We start from the raw sequence: 17,469 nt of genomic DNA on the forward strand, positions 1-17,469 counted from the left end.
TACGTTCTTCATCTATCCTATACTATTTTTCTTCACAACACTCATGCTTCCAACAATATAAGCGATAAACGCAAAACAAATTGGGAAAACAACTGTATGTATACCGAACGGATTTGGATAGAAAAGATGGATACACATATATGAACCTACCCCAACTAAAATAGACGCAAGCGCTCCTGTTGCATTTCCTTTCCTCCAATATAACCCTAATACAATCGGCCAAATGAATGCTGCTTCTAATCCACCGAAAGAAAATAAATTTAACCATATTAAAAAATCAGGTGGTTTAATTGCTGCTGCATAAACGAGCAGTCCTACGATAGCAGTAATCCATAAACTTCCTTTTCTAATCGTACTGTCTGCCGCATCTTTATTTATGTAATTTACATATATATCTTTAATAATTGATGAACTTACAAGTAACAATAACGAGTTTACTGTAGACATAATTGCTGCCATTGGTGCAGCTAAGAAAACTCCAGCTAACCAAGGTGGCAACACTTCCATCGCGAGTAGCGGCATTACTTTATCTGGTACCGTTATACCTGGAAGTACAACTCGTGCGAACACACCCGTTAAATGCATACCAATCATAATTGTACCCACAACAATCGTCCCAATTATTAACGCTTGATGCATCGCTTTTGAATTTTTATAAGACATGGCACGCACACTAATTTGCGGTAAACCGACAACGCCAATTCCAATTAAAATCCAAAATGATGTCACATATGTTTTCGTTAAACTACCATCCGCTCCGAATGGTGTAATTAAATTCGGATTGATTTGAACAAGTTCCTGCATAATCTTTTCAATTCCACCACCGGCAATAACAGTAGCAATTAAAATGATTGTCGTTCCAACTAACATAATGATACCTAATAATGTATCTGATAGAGCAACTGCACGAAATCCACCAATTAATACGTACACAAGTACAGAAAAAGTAAATAAAAATAGTGCTGTTGTATAAGAGAGACCTGTTAGCGACTCAATTAATCGGCCACCGCCGACCCACTGAGCTACTGTTGCTGAAAATAAAAAGATAATAATACATAACGCAGAAAGTATGACAACTGCTTTATTATTGTACCTTCCCTTTAAATAATCGATAAGAGTAATGGCTTCCATCTTCCTAGCGATAATTGCAAACTTTTTACCGATAACCGTTAAAACGATATACCCTGTTACAACTTGAATCGCAGATAACAATACCCATCCAAGCCCCATATTGTATGCTATACCAGGGCCACCAATGAAGCTACTAGCACTACCGTACGTAGCAATCATTGTCATTGCTAATAATAAACCACCGAGCTCACGCCCACCTAAAAAATATTCTTGCAAAAATTTATTATGGGCAGTCGCTTGTACACGTCTTGAAGCATATACACCAATTAAAAATACAACGATAAACGAAATTATCATTGGAATGATTACATACCAATTCATCTATTATTCCTCACTTTTTTCTTCCTCATCGAGTGAAATATCTTGAAATACAAAACGAACAACTAAACTAAGTAAAATAACCATAACGATAAACCCAACGATACAGCTATAAAAAAACCATGCCGGAAAACCAAATACATATGTATATTCACTTGGATTTTTACTACCAAGCCCATAAGCAAATCCGTACCATATTATAAAATTGATAATAGCAAGTCCAAGACCAATTAACGCTTCTCTATGGGCGATTCGAAAGCGTGGATCATCATGATAATTCTTCATTTTTCTCCCTCCTCTCACGATGTATTATTGTACCATTGTTCTTCTAGTTTTTCCTACTAGAAAGCAAAAACAAGCAGGATTTTTTATAATCATATAGAAGATTCTCTTACATTACATATTTTTTACAATTGTAACACAAATGAAATTTGAATTTTCAGTATTTCTTAATTATGATTTAAATTAGAGGCTTTCCATCTAGTTCCCACATCCTTGATTTCGGAATAAACGCCGTCTCGTACTGCGTTTACATTATATTTTCAAGGGGGTTATACAATGAGTCAACTAGCTGTAAATCTTCATGAAAAGGTAGAAAAGTTTCTTCAAGGTACAAAAAAGTTATATGTGAATGGATCCTTCATCGAAAGCGCTTCCGGTAAAACATTTAACACACCTAACCCAGCAACTGGCGAAACACTTGCCGTTGTTTCTGAAGCTGGTCGCGAAGATATTCATAAAGCTGTAGTCGCAGCTCGTATGGCTTTTGACGAAGGTCCTTGGTCTCGTATGAGCACTGCTGAGCGAAGCCGTCTTATGTACAAGTTAGCTGATTTAATGGAAGAACATAAAGAAGAGCTTGCACAGCTCGAAACATTAGATAACGGAAAGCCAATCCGTGAAACAATGGCAGCAGACATACCACTCGCAATTGAACATATGCGCTATTATGCCGGCTGGGCGACGAAAATCGTTGGTCAAACAATCCCTGTTTCCGGTGATTACTTTAACTATACACGCCATGAAGCTGTTGGTGTCGTTGGTCAAATTATCCCTTGGAACTTCCCACTTCTTATGGCAATGTGGAAAATGGGAGCAGCGCTTGCTACAGGATGTACAATCGTTTTAAAACCTGCAGAACAAACTCCACTATCTGCCTTATACTTAGCTGAATTAATTGAAGAAGCTGGATTCCCGAAAGGTGTTATTAATATCGTACCTGGATTCGGTGAATCAGCTGGACAAGCTCTCGTTAATCACCCACTCGTTGATAAAATTGCATTTACCGGTTCTACTCCAGTCGGTAAACAAATTATGCGACAAGCATCTGAAACATTAAAGCGTGTTACTTTAGAGCTTGGTGGTAAATCACCAAACATTATTTTACCAGACGCCGACTTATCTCGTGCAATTCCTGGTGCACTTTCTGGTGTTATGTTTAATCAAGGACAAGTATGCTCTGCTGGATCACGCCTATTTGTTCCGAAGAAAATGTATGATAACGTCATGGCTGATCTCGTCCTCTATTCTAAAAAACTAAATCAAGGTGTCGGTCTTAACCCTGAAACAACAATCGGTCCTCTCGTTTCGGAAGAACAACAAAAACGTGTAATGGGCTACATTGAAAAAGGGATTGAAGAAGGCGCTGAAGTACTTTGCGGAGGAAGTAATCCATTCGATCAAGGCTACTTCGTTTCTCCTACAGTATTCGCTGACGTAAATGATGAAATGACGATCGCAAAAGAAGAAATTTTCGGTCCAGTTATTTCTGCTATACCGTTTAACGATATTGATGAAGTAATTGAACGTGCAAATAAATCACAATTCGGCTTAGCGGCTGGTGTGTGGACAGAAAATGTTAAAACAGCACACTATGTTGCAAGTAAAGTACGTGCTGGTACAGTATGGGTGAACTGTTATAACGTCTTTGATGCAGCATCTCCATTTGGAGGATTTAAACAATCCGGTCTTGGTCGTGAAATGGGATCTTATGCATTAAATAACTATACAGAAGTGAAGAGCGTTTGGCTTAACTTAAATTAATGAGAAAGAACCTGACCTATCCGGTCAGGTTCTTTTCATTATGTATTCCTTTAAACTTGCAGTCCTCCGCTCACATTTAATACTTCTCCTGTAATATAGGATGCGTATTCTGATGCTAAAAAGGCTGCTGCGTTTGCAATATCTTCTGGCGTTCCAATTCTACCAACTGGAATCGCGCCAACCATCTTTTCTTTCACTTTATCTGGTATCGTTTTAGTCATATCTGTATCCATAAACCCTGGACAAATCGCATTACACGTAATACCGAAACTTCCAACTTCTTTCGCTGCCGTTTTCGTTAAACCTACAACGCCTGCCTTCGTAGCCGCATAATTTGCTTGACCTATGTTTCCTTCTCTACTAATTGAAGATATATTAATAATGCGTCCATACCCTTGTTGTCTCATGTAAAGAAGCGCTGGTTGCATACAATAAAAAACTCCAGTTAAATTCACTTGTAATACTTGTTCCCACGCAGACTTCTCCATTTTATGTAACATTGCGTCTCTTGTAATTCCAGCATTATTCACCAAAATATGTAATGTACCGAATTTTTGAACCGCATATTCAATTAACGACTTCGCTTCATTTTGATTACTCACATCACATCGATATGAGCACACTTCATATCCTTCGTCCGATAATTCACGTGTCGTTTTTTGTAGCTTCTCTTCATTTACATCGCTAATTAATACTTTCGCCCCCAGCTTTGCATAAACCCTTGCAATCTCTTTTCCAATTCCCTGTGCAGCTCCTGTTACAACAGCTGTTTTCCCATTTAAAAACTCCATTCCTATCCCCCATTTCTATTACTTATACTGTATATTTCGGCTTTTTACTTTCCAATTCCTCTTTGTATAAAAAAGTCTATTTGTGTCAAACTAACTTTGCAACGTCGCATAAAGTGAAACTTTAACCAGCGGGGGGCTTTATCCCCCACTGATTATTAGTTGAACCAATCGGACTTTTATGGGCAGTTGATTCCCCACCTAACTTCTTTGCTTTCGCTGAATTTTGAGGTGGGGTCTTACTGCCCATTAAAGCGGGATAAAGTGCAAGGAGATTGTGTCGAATGAACAAAAAAAATTTCAAACAAAACAAAGCTACTGATGGCATTGATGTAGAGTTCTCTCGTGAACTCGCTGACCACAATGACTTAGAAGCAAACGCACGTGCAAATGCCGCTGATGCACGTCAAAAACGCCAATCAACCGAAAAATAAGGTACATCACAACCTTATTCTTTTCAAAAGGGACCTACTACCCAACAAAATAAACCGAGAGACATCTCTCGGTTTATTTTCTATATTTTTTTGCATAATGAGCCAAAGTAAGCAACGGATATATATGAGCATAACTATGATAACGAATATAAAACCCACCTGGTAAACCTGTTCCAGTAGGATATTTTTCTTTTATATAAGGGTTGGAGAGCAAATATGAAATACCTTTTCGAATGACTGGCGTTTCTTTATCATAGTAAGAAATAAGAGCATCTAACGCCCATGCTGTTTGGGATGGTGTACTGAATGGTAAAGTAACGAACCTTTTCTCCACACTACTGTGGCAAGATTCTCCCCACCCACCATCTTCATGCTGTATATGTTCAAGCCATAAAGCTGCTCGTTTTAATGATGGGTTGCTAGATGGAATTCCGAATGACCGTAAACCTGTCATAACAGCCCACGTACCATATATATAACAAATCCCCCATTTCCCATACCATGATCCATTTTCCTCTTGTACATTCATTAACCAATTTACCGCACTTTGTTTTTGTTTCTCAGGCAATTCATTTTGTACATATGTCCCGAAAAACTCTAACACTCTCCCTGTAATATCTGGTGTAGAAGGATCTGTAATCATATCACTCGCATTTTCGATTGGTAAATTTGCTAATATACGGCTCGTTACCCCTTTTTCAAAAGCTCCCCAACCACCATCATTATTTTGCAATCCTTTAACCCAATTAACCGCTCGCTTCCAAGCATTATCTACATTTTCGTTCCCTCTACTTCGTGCCAATGCTCTTAACACAGCAGTTGTATCATCAATATCTGGAATCGTCGTATTCACATCCGAAAAGCCCCAACCGCCAGGAGTCAGCGCGGGAGCATGTACGCTCCAATCAGCTTTTTTTGTATGCTGTTTTTTTAATAAATATGTTATTGTCTGTTGAATCATCTTGTGATCTTTCGGAACATGTGCCTCTTGTAACGCATAGCTGAGTAAAGCCGTATCCCATACAGTTGACGGAGAGTTTTGCAAATGGCTCCCTCTTTCCATCTTCCATATATAAGATGTAATTCCCATTATAGCCTTCTCAATAATTGGTGATTGAATAGAATGTCCTAATGCAAGTAAAGCATAAATCATATAAAACGAAGCAGTTGCGTAACTATATAATGTTCCATTTTCATCAATACGCTCTTTCATAAAACGTTCTACTTCCTCATATCCTTTATGATGCAAAGAAAGTGGATACGTTATAATTTTCTTCACGTCACTTACTAACGTTTGAAAAACTGGAGACCGCTCCTCTCGAAACCATTCTCCGCCTCCGCCTGCAATGTGATTTAAATTTGGCAATAACTTTTTCCCTACTTGAAATCTTTTATTTAAACAAAGCATCATCGGAATTAAATGGATACGTGCTGAGCTACTCAATTCAAATATACTGAGAGGGGAATCATTTTGGAGAAACATGATTGGTGTTGGTAAATGGAAGAGTGAAGGATATTCATATTCTCCATGAATTGCTAATAAAAACTTCGTCATAAAATGAGCACGCGCCACACCTCCGCGTTCCTTAATAAAATTTTCCGCTCGCTTCATATTCGCATCTTCTTTTGTATATTTTTTCGATGCAAGTAAGGCGGCATAAGATTGAATGGTAGCTGATAAATTACCTCCCACTTCATCTTCATACAATTTCCATGTTCCTTCATTTGTTTGAAGTGATTCTAATCTTTTTACAAACGGTTCTATCTCTTTATCTCTACCTAATAATTTTAATAAAAAAATCATATGGCAATCTGTTAATGGAGCTCCTTCAAAACAAAATCGCCACGTACCATCTTGCCGTTGCATCGATTGAAGTGCAGTTGCTCTTCTCGCTATTTCTTCATGCACTTTTTCATATAATAACAAGTTATTCACCCACCCTTTCGAAATCCGTATAACGATATTCAAAAAAGCAGTTGAATATGTATGAAAACAAAGAAAAGCAGAACATATAAAATGTTCTGCTCATAAACAATATCCTACTCCGACAATAATCCCTAATAAAGCACCAACTACTACTTCATACGGTGTATGCCCAACAAGTTCATTTAACTTCTTATATTCTGTTTGTCTACCGTGAAAAAACTCATTCAATATTTTCGCCTGTTTACTTACAGCAAGCCTTACTCCTGAAGCGTCATACATAACTATAATGGCAAAAATAGCAGCAATTGCAAATAAAGCACTTTCCACACCTTCCACAACGCCAACACCTGTCGCCAATGCTGTAACAGTTGAAGCATGAGAACTTGGCATCCCACCTGAAGCGAAAAACTTTGCAAAATCAAATTCACCCGTTTTGACTAATTTAAAGACTACTTTCGTTAATTGTGCTAAAAACCATGAAATTACAGCGGCCATAAGCGGATCATTATGTAAAATTGTTTCCACGTTCTCAGCTCCCTACTAGCTATAATGGAAATCCTATATAGTATCAGTATAAAGAAAAATGCGTAGAAAATACTACGCATTATGATACTTTTGCTGATTTATTTTTTATAAATTTCGGTTGTTTTTGCACTAAGAACTTTGTTTTCGCTATCGAGAATACAAATAATGCAACCCATATACAGAAAAATGCAATCATATGAGTAGATGTAAAATGTTCACCAAATACGAATACACCTAAAATCAAACTAATTGTTGGTGCAATATATTGTAAAAATCCTACCATATAAAGCGGAATAAGTTGGGCTCCTTTTGCAAAATAAAATAGTGGTAATGCTGTTACAATACCTGCTCCTATTAAAAGTAGCGTTGATAACATTGAAATAGATCCAAATGAGCCGAAACCATGCGCGCCTGTCATAACAAGGTAAATGATTGCAAACGGCGTCACTAACATCGTTTCCATCGTAAGTCCAATTGTCGCATCATAGTTTAACAATTTTTTCGTTAATCCATATAATCCAAATGAAAGGGCAAGTGATAAAGAAACCCACGGAATAGCCCCGAAACGTACTGTTAAAATGATAACCCCTACTCCAGCTAAACCAACTGCAACGTATTGCCAAAAGTTTAACTTTTCCTTTAAAACGACTGTACCAAGTAAAATACTAATAAGCGGATTAATATAATAGCCAAGACTTGCTTCAATGACATGATTATGATTAACGGCCCATATGTAGACAAACCAGTTTCCGCTAATCAAGACCGAAGCTATTGTTAATGACATTAATAATTTAGGTCGTTTAAAAAGATTCACGAACTCTCCAATAAACTGACGAAATCTCTTCGTAACACCTAATACGATTAACATAAACACGAACGCCCAAACGATGCGGTGTGCTAATATTTCATCTGCTGGGACTTCCTCAACCCATTTCCAATAGATTGGTAGTATTCCCCACATCGTATACGCACCAGCCGCATATATAATCCCTTTTTTTTGCTGTGCTGATTGACTCCCCATCTTCCTTTTTCTCCTCTTCTCATTTTTTCTCCATTATACGGTCTCACATGCTCACTTTACCAATAATCAATCTGTATTTCTTTCGACATTTCTCATACAACGAATAATAAACATACCGTTATTCCAACAAGTAACGGTATGCCGAAAACAAATTTCTTTTTATGAGTTTTATGATGAAACATATACATACCGATCCAAGCCCCAACTGCTCCCCCAGCTGCCGCTGATAAAAACAACGTACTTTCTGGCGTTCTCCACTGTTTCTTCTTCGCTTTTCGTTTATCAAGCCCCATAAGGCTAAAAGCTATAACGTTAATCATAATAAAATAAATCCATTTCATCGCTTTCTCTCCCTATGAAAAATTCGCTTAATGGTAACATGAAAAAACGATGGAAACAACTGAAGAACACTTTTTATTAATTCGTTACCTTCATATTTACATAGCCAATCAAAAGACCAATTATAGCTATTAAAAAGAAGGATGTTATAAGCAGAATCTTATATTTCATTCCCTTCACCCACTACCATTTCATTGAAAAAACTTCTCTCAATCTCTTTTTCATCAAAATGAAGAACTACAATTAGCCCTACATATAAAGAAACGAAATTTAGAAACCATTCGCCATTATCATCTTTCTTAGCCAGGCATTTAAATATCTCTTGAAATTGCATACGCTCATCGGCGGCAACAACTGGTCGCACACCAAAATATTTCAATACGAGATGTAATTTTAACTGCACAGATAATGATAAAATATATTTTAATAGCTCCGTATAATCAGCCATATTTTTTTGACTATATAACTTCACAAGTTTTTGATGTAAATTAGAAATCGATAATTCTTCTTCCGTCACTTTTGTTGCTTCTATCATTTCAATCATCTTTTTCATATCCATTACATTTACCCCTCCTGTTACAAACCAAAAGCCAAAGTGTATTTATTTTATAATCAGCAATAATTGAGTATTTCTCGTCTCTCTTTCTTCTTCACTTACTAAGTCATACTTTTTTAAAAGATGAAATACATCATTTAATATTTCTTGTGAGTGATTACCTTGCAAAAAATTTTTTAACCCTTTAAAAATCTCTTCAGATAAAAAACTCTTTTGACTTCCAAGTTTATTCATTACATCTTCAATAGAATGATCGATATTACACGCCATAAAATTCCCTCCTCTATCCTTTATAAATAATATCTTCTGCTAACGATGTAAACACTTCTCCAACAAGAGAATCTTCATCATATACAGATGAACCGCTATTTTCTTCACGTTTTGCAAAAGGTACTTGTGCGATTACTTCTGTTTGCAATTGTTCTGCTAACATTTCGCCGCCGCCTTTTCCGAACAGATAATTTTTCGATCCATCTTGTTCTTCATAATAAGCCATGTTTTCCACAATACCTAAAATCTCGTGTTTCGTATGTTTTGCCATTACGCCTACTCTAGATGCTACGAATGAAGCTACATTATGTGGTGTTGTAACGATAATTTCTTTCGCCTGCGGAATCATTGCTGCAACATCAATGGCGACATCTCCTGTACCAGGTGGTAAATCAAGCAGTAAATAATCTAATTCTCCCCAGTGCGTATTCGCAAGGAAATTTTGAATCCATTTATTTAACATCGGTCCGCGCCACATAACCGGATTATTTCCTTCTGTAAAAAATCCCATAGACATGATTTTAACACCATGACTAATAACTGGAATTGCTGTTTGATCAATCATCGTTGGTTTTTGATTCGTATCCATCATAGCAGGAATGCTAAAACCATATATATCTGCATCTAATATCCCCACTTTTTTGCCCATACGAGCTAAAGCAGTTGCAAGATTAATTGTCACAGTTGATTTTCCGACTCCACCTTTTCCGCTCGTTACAGTAATAAATCGTACCCCTGAATCAGGACGAAGCATGCTTGGCATACCAGTTTCTGTTCTAGTATTTTTCTTTAACTTCTCTGTTAAGACTGCACGTTCTTCTTTTGTCATAGAACCGAATGTTACATCCACTTTAGAGGCACCAATTGCGTGAAGTGAATCTTCAATATCTTGTTGAATTTTTGCTTTTAACGGACAACCTTGAATCGTTAGCACTACTTCAAGTTTAACCTCTGTTCCATTCATTTGTATATTTCTAGCCATGTTTAACTCTACAATACTTTTGTGTAATTCTGGATCCTCTACATGTTTTAGCGCATCCATTATTTGTTTTTGAGTAATCATAGAACTCATCCCTTCTCGTATTCTAATTTATTCGACTTTAATGGGCAGTAAGACCGCCACCTCAAAATTCAGCGAAAGCAGAGAAGTTAGGTGGGGGATCAACTGCCCATAAAAGTCCGATTGGTTCAACTAATAATCAGTGGGGGATGAACAAAACCCCCACTGATTAAAGTTTCACTTTATATACAACATCTTCTTGTCGTTGCGAGAAACACTTATTATCCACCACTAACGGGCGGGATAAATGCGACGATATCTCCGGTTTTTATCATCTCTTCATTCGTTACAAACTCTTCATTAACAGCCACCATCACTTTATCAAGCGATTGTAAACCATAGCTTGCTTTGAGCCATTCTTTTAATTGCTGCACTGTCATTTCTTCTTTTTCTGAAATTACGAATCGATCCAATCCAACTTCCTCACGTAAATTTGCAAATAGTAAAATTGTAATCATTTTCTCATTCTTCCTTCTTCGGTTTTCCTTCTGGATAAGGTGTATTTTCAAGTTGATCTCCAATCCACATCGTCCCATCTTCCCAAAATTCTTTTTTCCATATTGGGACGATTCGCTTTATACGTTCAATTGCGTATTCATTCGCTTCATAAGCTACTTTGCGATGCGGTGATGAAACTGCAATGACTACCGCAATATCCATTATTTCTAGTCGTCCTACTCGGTGCGTAATTGCTACTTTTGCATCCGGCCATCTTTCACTAATTTCTTCACCAATTCTCATAAGTTGTTTTACTGCCATCGGTTTATATGCTTCATACTCTAAATATAGCGTTCGTTTTCCTTTTGTTAATTCTCTCACTGTACCAATAAAAGTTGTAATCGCCCCTGCTTCTCTTCTTGCAACTTTATTCGTTACTTCTTCAACTACAATCGGTATATCAACAATCTCAAATAGCACTTGTCCCATTGGAACCACCTCTCACTTTGCGAAATGTCCAAGGCCATTCACTACCTTCGTTATCTTCCAATAAAAGAACATCCACAGACATATCTTTTTTATATCCTCTTGTCCCGCCTGGTAATACGATAAAAGCATTCGATTCTGCTAATGAAGAAACCGAGCTAGATTTATCAAACCCTGACGGATAAGCAATTAACTGCCCTTCGTTATATGTCAGTTTTGCTCGTACAAATCTTGTAAATGGATTTGGCTTTAAAAAGTCTTCTCCTAATAACGCTTTGTCTTTTTTTAAATGTGCTTTTTCACTAAACATATACGTCCGAATACAAGGTCTTACAAATAATTCAAACCCTACGTAACAAGCAGATGGATTTCCTGATAATCCAAATAATAACTTGCCATTGAATTGCGCTACAGTCGTTACACTTCCTGGCCTCATTGCAACTTTATTGAAAAGAACAGATGCACCTAATTTTTCATATATAGCTGGTAAATAATCGTAATCCCCTACTGATACACCGCCTGTTGTAATGAGCATATCGACTTGGCTTAACGCTTCTTTTACAGCTGTGAAACATGTATGAAAATCATCGTTAAACTTCCCAAAATATTTTACTCTTCCGCCCGCTCTTCGAATTTGAGACAATATCATATACGTATTACTGTTTCGGATTTTCCCTGGCTGTAATGAATCGTTTACATCCAGTAATTCACTTCCAGTCGCTAATAGTCCAATTACAGGCTTTCTAGCCACCGGTACCTCGCTATACCCAAACGTAGCAAGAAGAGCTGAAATGCCTGGATGAATGTATGAACCTTTCTTTGCAAGAACCGTTCCTTTACGAGCATCTTCACCTTGAAAAGAAATATTGTCGCCCGTTTTGAATGATCGCTTCACTTCCATATATTTGTTGCCATCCTCCTCATATTGACGAGTTAGCTCTAACATAACAACCGCATCACACCCATTCGGAATTTGCGCACCTGTCATAATTCGAATTGCTTGAAACGGACCTACTTTCTCATCGAATAGCGATCCTGCACCGATTTCACCCACTACTTCAAATACAATTGGCGTTTCATAACTTGCTAAATCCGTATCCTTTGCTCGAATAGCAAATCCGTCATACGGTGAACGATTAAATGAAGGTACATCATGGTCAGCTACTAAATCCTCTGCTAATATACGTCCGTAAGCTAATTCAATAGGTAGTAGCTCCTTTAAGCCGTTATGAGCAAATCTCATTACTTTACGAACAGCTTCTTCAACCGTAATTGGCACTCTTCTTTCCATTATTAACAACCCTTTCTATTAACCGAATACGCGATAATATAATTGTTTCGCTTTCGAAATATCATTTGTACCATGAATGAAAACACGACCCTCTCGAAAAATAACGATGCGGTACTCATCTACTTGGCACGATAGTAAATACGGATTCCGATCTACTTTCCCCAGTTTTTTCAATACTTTTTCTACATCATCAAAATTGTACTGTCTATTTTCTACCGATCTAATTTGAACTGTATTTCTTCCGCATAAAGCAGCTACTTTCGTTTGGTTTTCGTATGATAAATAAGGATACATGCGATTCAAACCGCACGAAGGGCAATCGTCTGTCTTGATTTTTCCTAGTTTTATAAAATGGTTTTGATTACTCCATATATCAAACATGAAAAATGTTTTTCTAATTGCTGCAAAATCTTCTACTAAAATTTTGAGTGCTTCCGCCACTTGATATGCTGCGACGATTTGAACAGTCGGGCTAATAATTCCCGCTGTATCACACGTCACACCTGTAACTGGAACGTTCTTCAACACACAATGTAAACACGGTGTCTCTTGCGGAATAATTGTATAACTCATACCGTATGAGCCAATGCAAGAACCATATACCCACGGGATATTATGTTTTTGTGATAAGTCATTTATTATAAATCGGATATCGAAATTATCTGTTGCATCAATGATTACATCGACATTTTCTAATAGCCCTTCCAAGTTTTCTACACACGCATCCATTACGAAAGCATGTATTTGTACTTCCGAATTAAGTTTTTCTAGCCGATTTTTAGCAGCGATTGCTTTTGGCAATTTCTCTCTTGCATCTTGTTCAGAGTACAATTGTTGCCTTTGTAAATTACTCCATTCAACGTAATCACGATCTATAATCGTCAACTTGCCAATACCTGCACGTACGAAACTTTCGGCACTTGCACTTCCTAATGCGCCTACTCCTACAATTAACACATGTTTATTTCGAATTTTTTCTTGCCCTCTACTCCCAATTGGTTTGAACAAATGTTGTCGTGAATACCGCTCACCCATTACATACCCTTCCTCTCACGAATTCTATTTCATATTAGAATGTTGTTTTTGATAACAAGCAAAGTACGCAAATCCAACAAAACCAGCTCCACCAATTACATTTCCGATAAAGACAGGAACAAAGTTTCTAGCAAGGTCCATCCATGTCAGATGACCTGCAAAAATAACTGCTGAGATGACAAACATATTTGCTACCACTTGCTGAAATCCAATCACTACAAATGCCATAATGGGAATCCAAATTCCGATTATTTTTCCGACGAAATCACTCGTCCCATAAGCGAGCCAAAGCGCCAAACAAACGAGCCAATTACACCCAATTGCTAAAATTAAAGTTCGCCCAAATGATTCATGTAACTTTCCTTCTGCTATCGCTACCGTTTTATTTAAATAATCTCCCTCTGTTAATCCGCCAAGATGACCGAAACAATACGCTACGAAAATAGCTCCTACAAAATTCATGAAAGTAATCCAAATCCAGTTATTTAGCACACTAACCAATGTAATTTTCTTTGCATATAGCGCCATAGATAGTGACATCATATTTCCGGTAATTAATTCTCCTCCTGCTAATACGACGAGCATGAGTCCAACAGGAAAAACCGCTCCTCCTAAAACATTTACTAAACTCCCCCAACGCTCAGGCAAATTACCTAAAACGCGAATGTTAAGTAAAAAACCTAGCGAAATAAACGCTCCTCCTAAAAAACCGAGAATAAGCATTGCTGGCAAGGTCTGACTTACTTTTTGAACACCGGCCTCAATTACAAGCTCAGCAATTTGTTCCGGTTTATGAAATGCCATTACTAATTCCTCCATTTTCTCCAAATAAAAAAGCAGCTTCAAAAAACCTCCTCAAAATAAAGGTTTTTGAATGCTGCTTAATTTCTCTGCACATCTTTTACAGAGATATCAATCATCACTTTTACTATAAAATAGAAAATCTACAACCGTTGCACATTTTCCATTTTGTATATGCTTCATCATAGTGTCACTCTTATATATCAACCGCCAATATGTGACATTTCAATTTTAGGTGCTCTTTTTTTACTTGTATGATTTAAGCGTTCATCTGAATAACGATCTTCTCGGTTGTTCCATATATCGCTTACGATATCTGTTATTTCCTCATCATTGTATCCAGATCGAAGCAGTTCTCTCAAATCATTTCCTTTAGAAGCGAACAAACAAGTGTATAACTTTCCTTCTGCAGAAATACGGGCTCTCGTACATGAGGAGCAGAAGGAATCTGTTACTGATGAAATAATACCTATTTCTTCATCACTTCCAATATAACGATAGCGAGTCGCAACCTCTCCTGCATAATTCGCTTCTATCCGTTCTAATGGCATAACTTGATGAATCATATCTACTATTTCTTGTTTAGAGACAACCTCTTTTAAATCCCAACCGTTATAATTTCCAACATCCATATACTCAATAAAACGAAGAATATGCTTGTTTTCCTTAAAGTATTGTGCCATCTGCAAAATGTCCTGTTCGTTTTTTCCCTTTTGAACGACCATGTTTATTTTAATTTTCATACCGACTTCAGCTGCAGCTTGGATTCCTTCCAGAACCCTTTGTACTTTGCTTCTATTACCATTCAAATAGAAAAACCGCTCTTCTTCTAAGGAATCTAAACTAACTGTCACACGTGATAAACCCGCCTTATATAAATCAGGAGCAAACTTTTTAAGTAACGATCCATTGGTTGTTAAACCGATATCCTCCACACCATCTATTTTATTAAGGCGCTCGATAAGCTGCGGAAGACCTCTTCGAAGTAACGGTTCTCCGCCTGTAATCCGTAATTTTCTAACACCTAAAGAAACGAAAATACGTGTTATCCTTTCAATTTCATCAAAAGATAAAATTTTATCATTAGACAAAAACGAGTAATCAGGACCAAATATTTCTTCTGGCATACAATATCGACAGCGAAAATTACAGCGATCAGTAACTGAAATACGTAAATCCTTTAAAGGACGTTGTAGTTTGTCTAATGTGACAGATTTCATATTTATTGCCTCGCTTTTACTTATTTTATATTTAAAACACGCTCTGGATGTGTATATACATTTAAGGATTGATTCCGAATAAATCCTATCGTAGTAATACCTAATTCTTCTGCCATTTGCAAAGCCAACTCAGTTGGAGCTGATTTTGACAGTATAATTTCACAACCAATTTTTGCAACCTTCAATAGTATTTCCGAAGAAATACGACCACTAAAAACAATGATTTTATCTCTTATAGAAATATTATTTTTTAAGCAATAACCGTAAATTTTATCTAACGCATTATGCCTTCCGATATCCATTCGACTTAAAATAATACCATTCACATCGCACAAAGACGCATTATGAACGCCACCTGTATGACGAAATGTCTCCGCAGATTGCTGCATTTCTTTCATTAATCGAAAACAGTCTTCTGCAGTAACCTGTACATGGACGCCATTCATTGTCTTTGCACTTAATGCATCATTCGCAAAAACAAATCCTTGTCTACTCATACCACAGCATGAAGTAATGTACCGTTTATTTTGCATTTGTTCGTAATAAGGATTCACTTTGGTCGTCTTGACATGTACAAATCCATCTTTCTCTTGTACCCATATGTCATCAATATCTTCATACTTCCGAATAATTCCTTCAGATGCTAAGAAGCCTATTACCATATCTTCTATATATTCTGGAGTACTAACCATTGTAACAAACTCCTGTCCATTCATTTTAATCGTGACTGGAAACTCTGTTACAATGCTGTCCTCTATATGCTTAAACGCCCCTTGTTCATAACGAAAGATTTCTCTTTCTACCTGTATCGGTTTCACGATCAGTATCCTTCTCTCACGTTATATTTTTATCAAAAACAAATACCGAAACTGCAATATCTTCTTCTACTTTCATATCCGAAAACAAATTCACCAATTTCGCCCCAACAAGTTCCTCCAAATGTTCACGAGAATTCGCAGCATACACTTCTTGAATCATTTTCGTTCTAGCCATATGAACCATTTCCGCACCGTCCATTGTACTTGAAATGAATTTTTCAGTAGGTGTTAAGTTTCCGTAAAGAGTCGCAATCGCCATATTTTCAGCAAAAACAGTATGAATTCGTTCTGGCCCTTTTCCGAAAAGTTCCTTTCGAAGTTTTCGTATCATATCATTAAATTCATGTACTTTTTTTGACATACAATTATACCTCCCAAAAAGCCTCATTTTACTTTATTATATATTTTACCAAAATGAGCCTTCCGCCCAAACTATTTCGTACAAACATTTGGGCGAAAAGATTCACTTCGTGAAGGTTACTCGTCTTTTAACCCTTTACCCATACCTTTTAAGAAATGAAGCCCAAATCCGATAGCACGGTTAATGTCTGGATCTTTCAATACTTTCATAAGATCGAATACCCCTACTTTTTTATTACTCTCCAGATGTTCGTTACCTTCTTCTAACCCTACTAATAAGCTACCTATAAGCTTTTTCGTAAGTTCCGGATCAAGTTCTGTTAAAGCACCTGCAGCCCCCATCATATTATTAATTAAATTTGTAACAGGCTCACGAGTCACTTGGCCAAGAACAATTTTAGCGATTGGTTCTTTCGCCTTTAGCATAGAATTAGCTGCTTCTAACATGCCAATATCATTCAATTCCCCTACTATATTAAACATTTGATTAAGAGCGTCTTCATTATTAGCTAGAAGCTCTTTTAAATCATTTAATTTTTTCTGTTTTATTTCTTCCTCAGTTAATTCTTGTTTTTGAATCATTTTTATAGGTGCAGCCATATTTTTCT

The 17,469-nt window shown here is 37.0% G+C and carries 21 protein-coding genes; 2 read left to right on the top strand and 19 right to left on the bottom strand.

Features of this window, described 5'->3' with window-relative positions; genetic code table 11:
• Positions 1-12: 12 nt before the first annotated feature.
• Together panF and AC2CGR_RS12715 are read right to left on the bottom strand one after the other, a co-directional pair.
• A complete protein-coding gene (gene panF, locus AC2CGR_RS12710) occupies positions 13-1,452 on the bottom strand; it encodes a sodium/pantothenate symporter (RefSeq protein ID WP_131100491.1) in 1,440 nt (479 codons plus the stop codon).
• 3 nt (positions 1,453-1,455) lie between these two features.
• Positions 1,456-1,734: a YhdT family protein gene (locus AC2CGR_RS12715; protein ID WP_000800722.1), complete on the bottom strand. Its 279-nt coding sequence runs from the start codon at positions 1,732-1,734 to the stop codon at positions 1,456-1,458.
• A gap of 273 nt (positions 1,735-2,007) precedes the next feature.
• Between AC2CGR_RS12715 and dhaS the strand changes: the two genes are divergently transcribed.
• On the top strand, positions 2,008-3,492 hold the full coding sequence (gene dhaS, locus AC2CGR_RS12720; protein ID WP_000080293.1) for an aldehyde dehydrogenase DhaS: 1,485 nt from the start codon (positions 2,008-2,010) through the stop codon (positions 3,490-3,492).
• Positions 3,493-3,542: 50 nt separating this feature from the next.
• On the opposite strand, the gene fabG is transcribed toward dhaS, so the two are convergent.
• Entirely contained in the window at positions 3,543-4,283 is a 741-nt protein-coding gene (fabG, locus tag AC2CGR_RS12725) for a 3-oxoacyl-ACP reductase FabG (protein ID WP_000395029.1), read from the bottom strand.
• 281 nt (positions 4,284-4,564) lie between these two features.
• On the opposite strand from fabG, the gene AC2CGR_RS12730 reads away from it, so the two are divergent.
• The gene (locus AC2CGR_RS12730) at positions 4,565-4,714 is read left to right on the top strand and encodes a YfhD family protein (RefSeq protein WP_001035808.1); all 150 of its coding nucleotides are present in this window, start codon (positions 4,565-4,567) and stop codon (positions 4,712-4,714) included.
• 73 nt (positions 4,715-4,787) lie between these two features.
• Here the strand turns inward: AC2CGR_RS12730 and AC2CGR_RS12735 are convergent, their stop codons facing one another.
• From AC2CGR_RS12735 to AC2CGR_RS12810, 16 genes are all read right to left on the bottom strand, one after another.
• Entirely contained in the window at positions 4,788-6,641 is a 1,854-nt protein-coding gene (locus AC2CGR_RS12735; RefSeq protein WP_087967351.1) for a terpene cyclase/mutase family protein, read from the bottom strand.
• 99 nt (positions 6,642-6,740) lie between these two features.
• A complete protein-coding gene (locus AC2CGR_RS12740) occupies positions 6,741-7,166 on the bottom strand; it encodes a divergent PAP2 family protein (protein WP_087967349.1) in 426 nt (141 codons plus the stop codon).
• Between the two features lie 79 nt (positions 7,167-7,245).
• Entirely contained in the window at positions 7,246-8,187 is a 942-nt protein-coding gene (gene rarD / locus AC2CGR_RS12745) for an EamA family transporter RarD (RefSeq protein WP_087967347.1), read from the bottom strand.
• A 92-nt stretch (positions 8,188-8,279) separates the two neighbouring features.
• On the bottom strand, positions 8,280-8,528 hold the full coding sequence (locus AC2CGR_RS12750) for a DUF1294 domain-containing protein (protein WP_087967345.1): 249 nt from the start codon (positions 8,526-8,528) through the stop codon (positions 8,280-8,282).
• Positions 8,529-8,686: 158 nt separating this feature from the next.
• Entirely contained in the window at positions 8,687-9,085 is a 399-nt protein-coding gene (locus tag AC2CGR_RS12755) for a hypothetical protein (RefSeq protein ID WP_061685800.1), read from the bottom strand.
• 42 nt (positions 9,086-9,127) lie between these two features.
• Positions 9,128-9,352: a group-specific protein gene (locus tag AC2CGR_RS12760; protein WP_131100503.1), complete on the bottom strand. Its 225-nt coding sequence runs from the start codon at positions 9,350-9,352 to the stop codon at positions 9,128-9,130.
• A gap of 13 nt (positions 9,353-9,365) precedes the next feature.
• Positions 9,366-10,415 (bottom strand): P-loop NTPase, encoded by a 1,050-nt coding sequence (locus AC2CGR_RS12765; protein WP_484480892.1) that lies wholly within the window; start codon positions 10,413-10,415, stop codon positions 9,366-9,368.
• Positions 10,416-10,633: 218 nt separating this feature from the next.
• On the bottom strand, positions 10,634-10,870 hold the full coding sequence (moaD, locus tag AC2CGR_RS12770) for a molybdopterin converting factor subunit 1 (RefSeq protein WP_029439232.1): 237 nt from the start codon (positions 10,868-10,870) through the stop codon (positions 10,634-10,636).
• A 4-nt stretch (positions 10,871-10,874) separates the two neighbouring features.
• Positions 10,875-11,339 (bottom strand): molybdopterin synthase catalytic subunit MoaE, encoded by a 465-nt coding sequence (gene moaE / locus AC2CGR_RS12775; RefSeq protein ID WP_131100505.1) that lies wholly within the window; start codon positions 11,337-11,339, stop codon positions 10,875-10,877.
• Positions 11,320-12,627 (bottom strand): molybdopterin molybdotransferase MoeA, encoded by a 1,308-nt coding sequence (locus AC2CGR_RS12780; protein ID WP_087967335.1) that lies wholly within the window; start codon positions 12,625-12,627, stop codon positions 11,320-11,322. The genes moaE and AC2CGR_RS12780 overlap by 20 nt, the downstream gene beginning before the upstream one ends.
• An 18-nt stretch (positions 12,628-12,645) precedes the next feature.
• Positions 12,646-13,662 carry a molybdopterin-synthase adenylyltransferase MoeB gene (locus AC2CGR_RS12785; protein ID WP_131100508.1) on the bottom strand — a complete coding sequence of 339 codons (1,017 nt, stop codon included), beginning with the start codon at positions 13,660-13,662 and terminating at the stop codon, positions 12,646-12,648.
• A gap of 24 nt (positions 13,663-13,686) precedes the next feature.
• Positions 13,687-14,466: a formate channel gene (locus tag AC2CGR_RS12790; protein WP_029439229.1), complete on the bottom strand. Its 780-nt coding sequence runs from the start codon at positions 14,464-14,466 to the stop codon at positions 13,687-13,689.
• A gap of 200 nt (positions 14,467-14,666) precedes the next feature.
• Positions 14,667-15,683, bottom strand: a complete 1,017-nt coding sequence (moaA, locus tag AC2CGR_RS12795; RefSeq protein WP_240687573.1) for a GTP 3',8-cyclase MoaA — start codon at positions 15,681-15,683, stop codon at positions 14,667-14,669.
• A gap of 20 nt (positions 15,684-15,703) precedes the next feature.
• Positions 15,704-16,501 (bottom strand): formate dehydrogenase accessory sulfurtransferase FdhD, encoded by a 798-nt coding sequence (fdhD, locus tag AC2CGR_RS12800; protein WP_087967329.1) that lies wholly within the window; start codon positions 16,499-16,501, stop codon positions 15,704-15,706.
• 16 nt (positions 16,502-16,517) lie between these two features.
• Complete coding sequence (locus AC2CGR_RS12805) at positions 16,518-16,862, bottom strand: Na-translocating system protein MpsC family protein (RefSeq protein WP_000039582.1); 345 nt, start codon at positions 16,860-16,862, stop codon at positions 16,518-16,520.
• Positions 16,863-16,978: 116 nt separating this feature from the next.
• A complete protein-coding gene (locus tag AC2CGR_RS12810) occupies positions 16,979-17,461 on the bottom strand; it encodes a helical membrane plugin domain-containing protein (RefSeq protein WP_061685805.1) in 483 nt (160 codons plus the stop codon).
• Positions 17,462-17,469: the final 8 nt, after the last annotated feature.

The organism is Bacillus sp. LSHTCR4 (assembly GCF_057197025.1).

Excerpts from the sequence above, each read along its gene's own strand:
- AC2CGR_RS12810 (WP_061685805.1), bottom strand. The coding sequence starts at position 17,461 with ATGGCTGCACCTATAAAAATGATTCAAAAACAAGAATTAACTGAGGAA.
- AC2CGR_RS12790 (WP_029439229.1), bottom strand. The coding sequence starts at position 14,466 with ATGGCATTTCATAAACCGGAACAAATTGCTGAGCTTGTAATTGAGGCC.
- AC2CGR_RS12780 (WP_087967335.1), bottom strand. The coding sequence starts at position 12,627 with ATGGAAAGAAGAGTGCCAATTACGGTTGAAGAAGCTGTTCGTAAAGTA.
- AC2CGR_RS12760 (WP_131100503.1), bottom strand. The coding sequence starts at position 9,352 with ATGGCGTGTAATATCGATCATTCTATTGAAGATGTAATGAATAAACTT.
- dhaS (WP_000080293.1), top strand. The coding sequence starts at position 2,008 with ATGAGTCAACTAGCTGTAAATCTTCATGAAAAGGTAGAAAAGTTTCTT.
- moaD (WP_029439232.1), bottom strand. The coding sequence starts at position 10,870 with ATGATTACAATTTTACTATTTGCAAATTTACGTGAGGAAGTTGGATTG.
- panF (WP_131100491.1), bottom strand. The coding sequence starts at position 1,452 with ATGAATTGGTATGTAATCATTCCAATGATAATTTCGTTTATCGTTGTA.
- AC2CGR_RS12755 (WP_061685800.1), bottom strand. The coding sequence starts at position 9,085 with ATGGATATGAAAAAGATGATTGAAATGATAGAAGCAACAAAAGTGACG.
- AC2CGR_RS12805 (WP_000039582.1), bottom strand. The coding sequence starts at position 16,862 with ATGTCAAAAAAAGTACATGAATTTAATGATATGATACGAAAACTTCGA.
- moaA (WP_240687573.1), bottom strand. The coding sequence starts at position 15,683 with ATGAAATCTGTCACATTAGACAAACTACAACGTCCTTTAAAGGATTTA.
- fabG (WP_000395029.1), bottom strand. The coding sequence starts at position 4,283 with ATGGAGTTTTTAAATGGGAAAACAGCTGTTGTAACAGGAGCTGCACAG.
- AC2CGR_RS12715 (WP_000800722.1), bottom strand. The coding sequence starts at position 1,734 with ATGAAGAATTATCATGATGATCCACGCTTTCGAATCGCCCATAGAGAA.
- AC2CGR_RS12765 (WP_484480892.1), bottom strand. The coding sequence starts at position 10,415 with ATGATTACTCAAAAACAAATAATGGATGCGCTAAAACATGTAGAGGAT.
- AC2CGR_RS12730 (WP_001035808.1), top strand. The coding sequence starts at position 4,565 with ATGAACAAAAAAAATTTCAAACAAAACAAAGCTACTGATGGCATTGAT.
- moaE (WP_131100505.1), bottom strand. The coding sequence starts at position 11,339 with ATGGGACAAGTGCTATTTGAGATTGTTGATATACCGATTGTAGTTGAA.
- AC2CGR_RS12785 (WP_131100508.1), bottom strand. The coding sequence starts at position 13,662 with ATGGGTGAGCGGTATTCACGACAACATTTGTTCAAACCAATTGGGAGT.
- AC2CGR_RS12750 (WP_087967345.1), bottom strand. The coding sequence starts at position 8,528 with ATGAAATGGATTTATTTTATTATGATTAACGTTATAGCTTTTAGCCTT.
- rarD (WP_087967347.1), bottom strand. The coding sequence starts at position 8,187 with ATGGGGAGTCAATCAGCACAGCAAAAAAAAGGGATTATATATGCGGCT.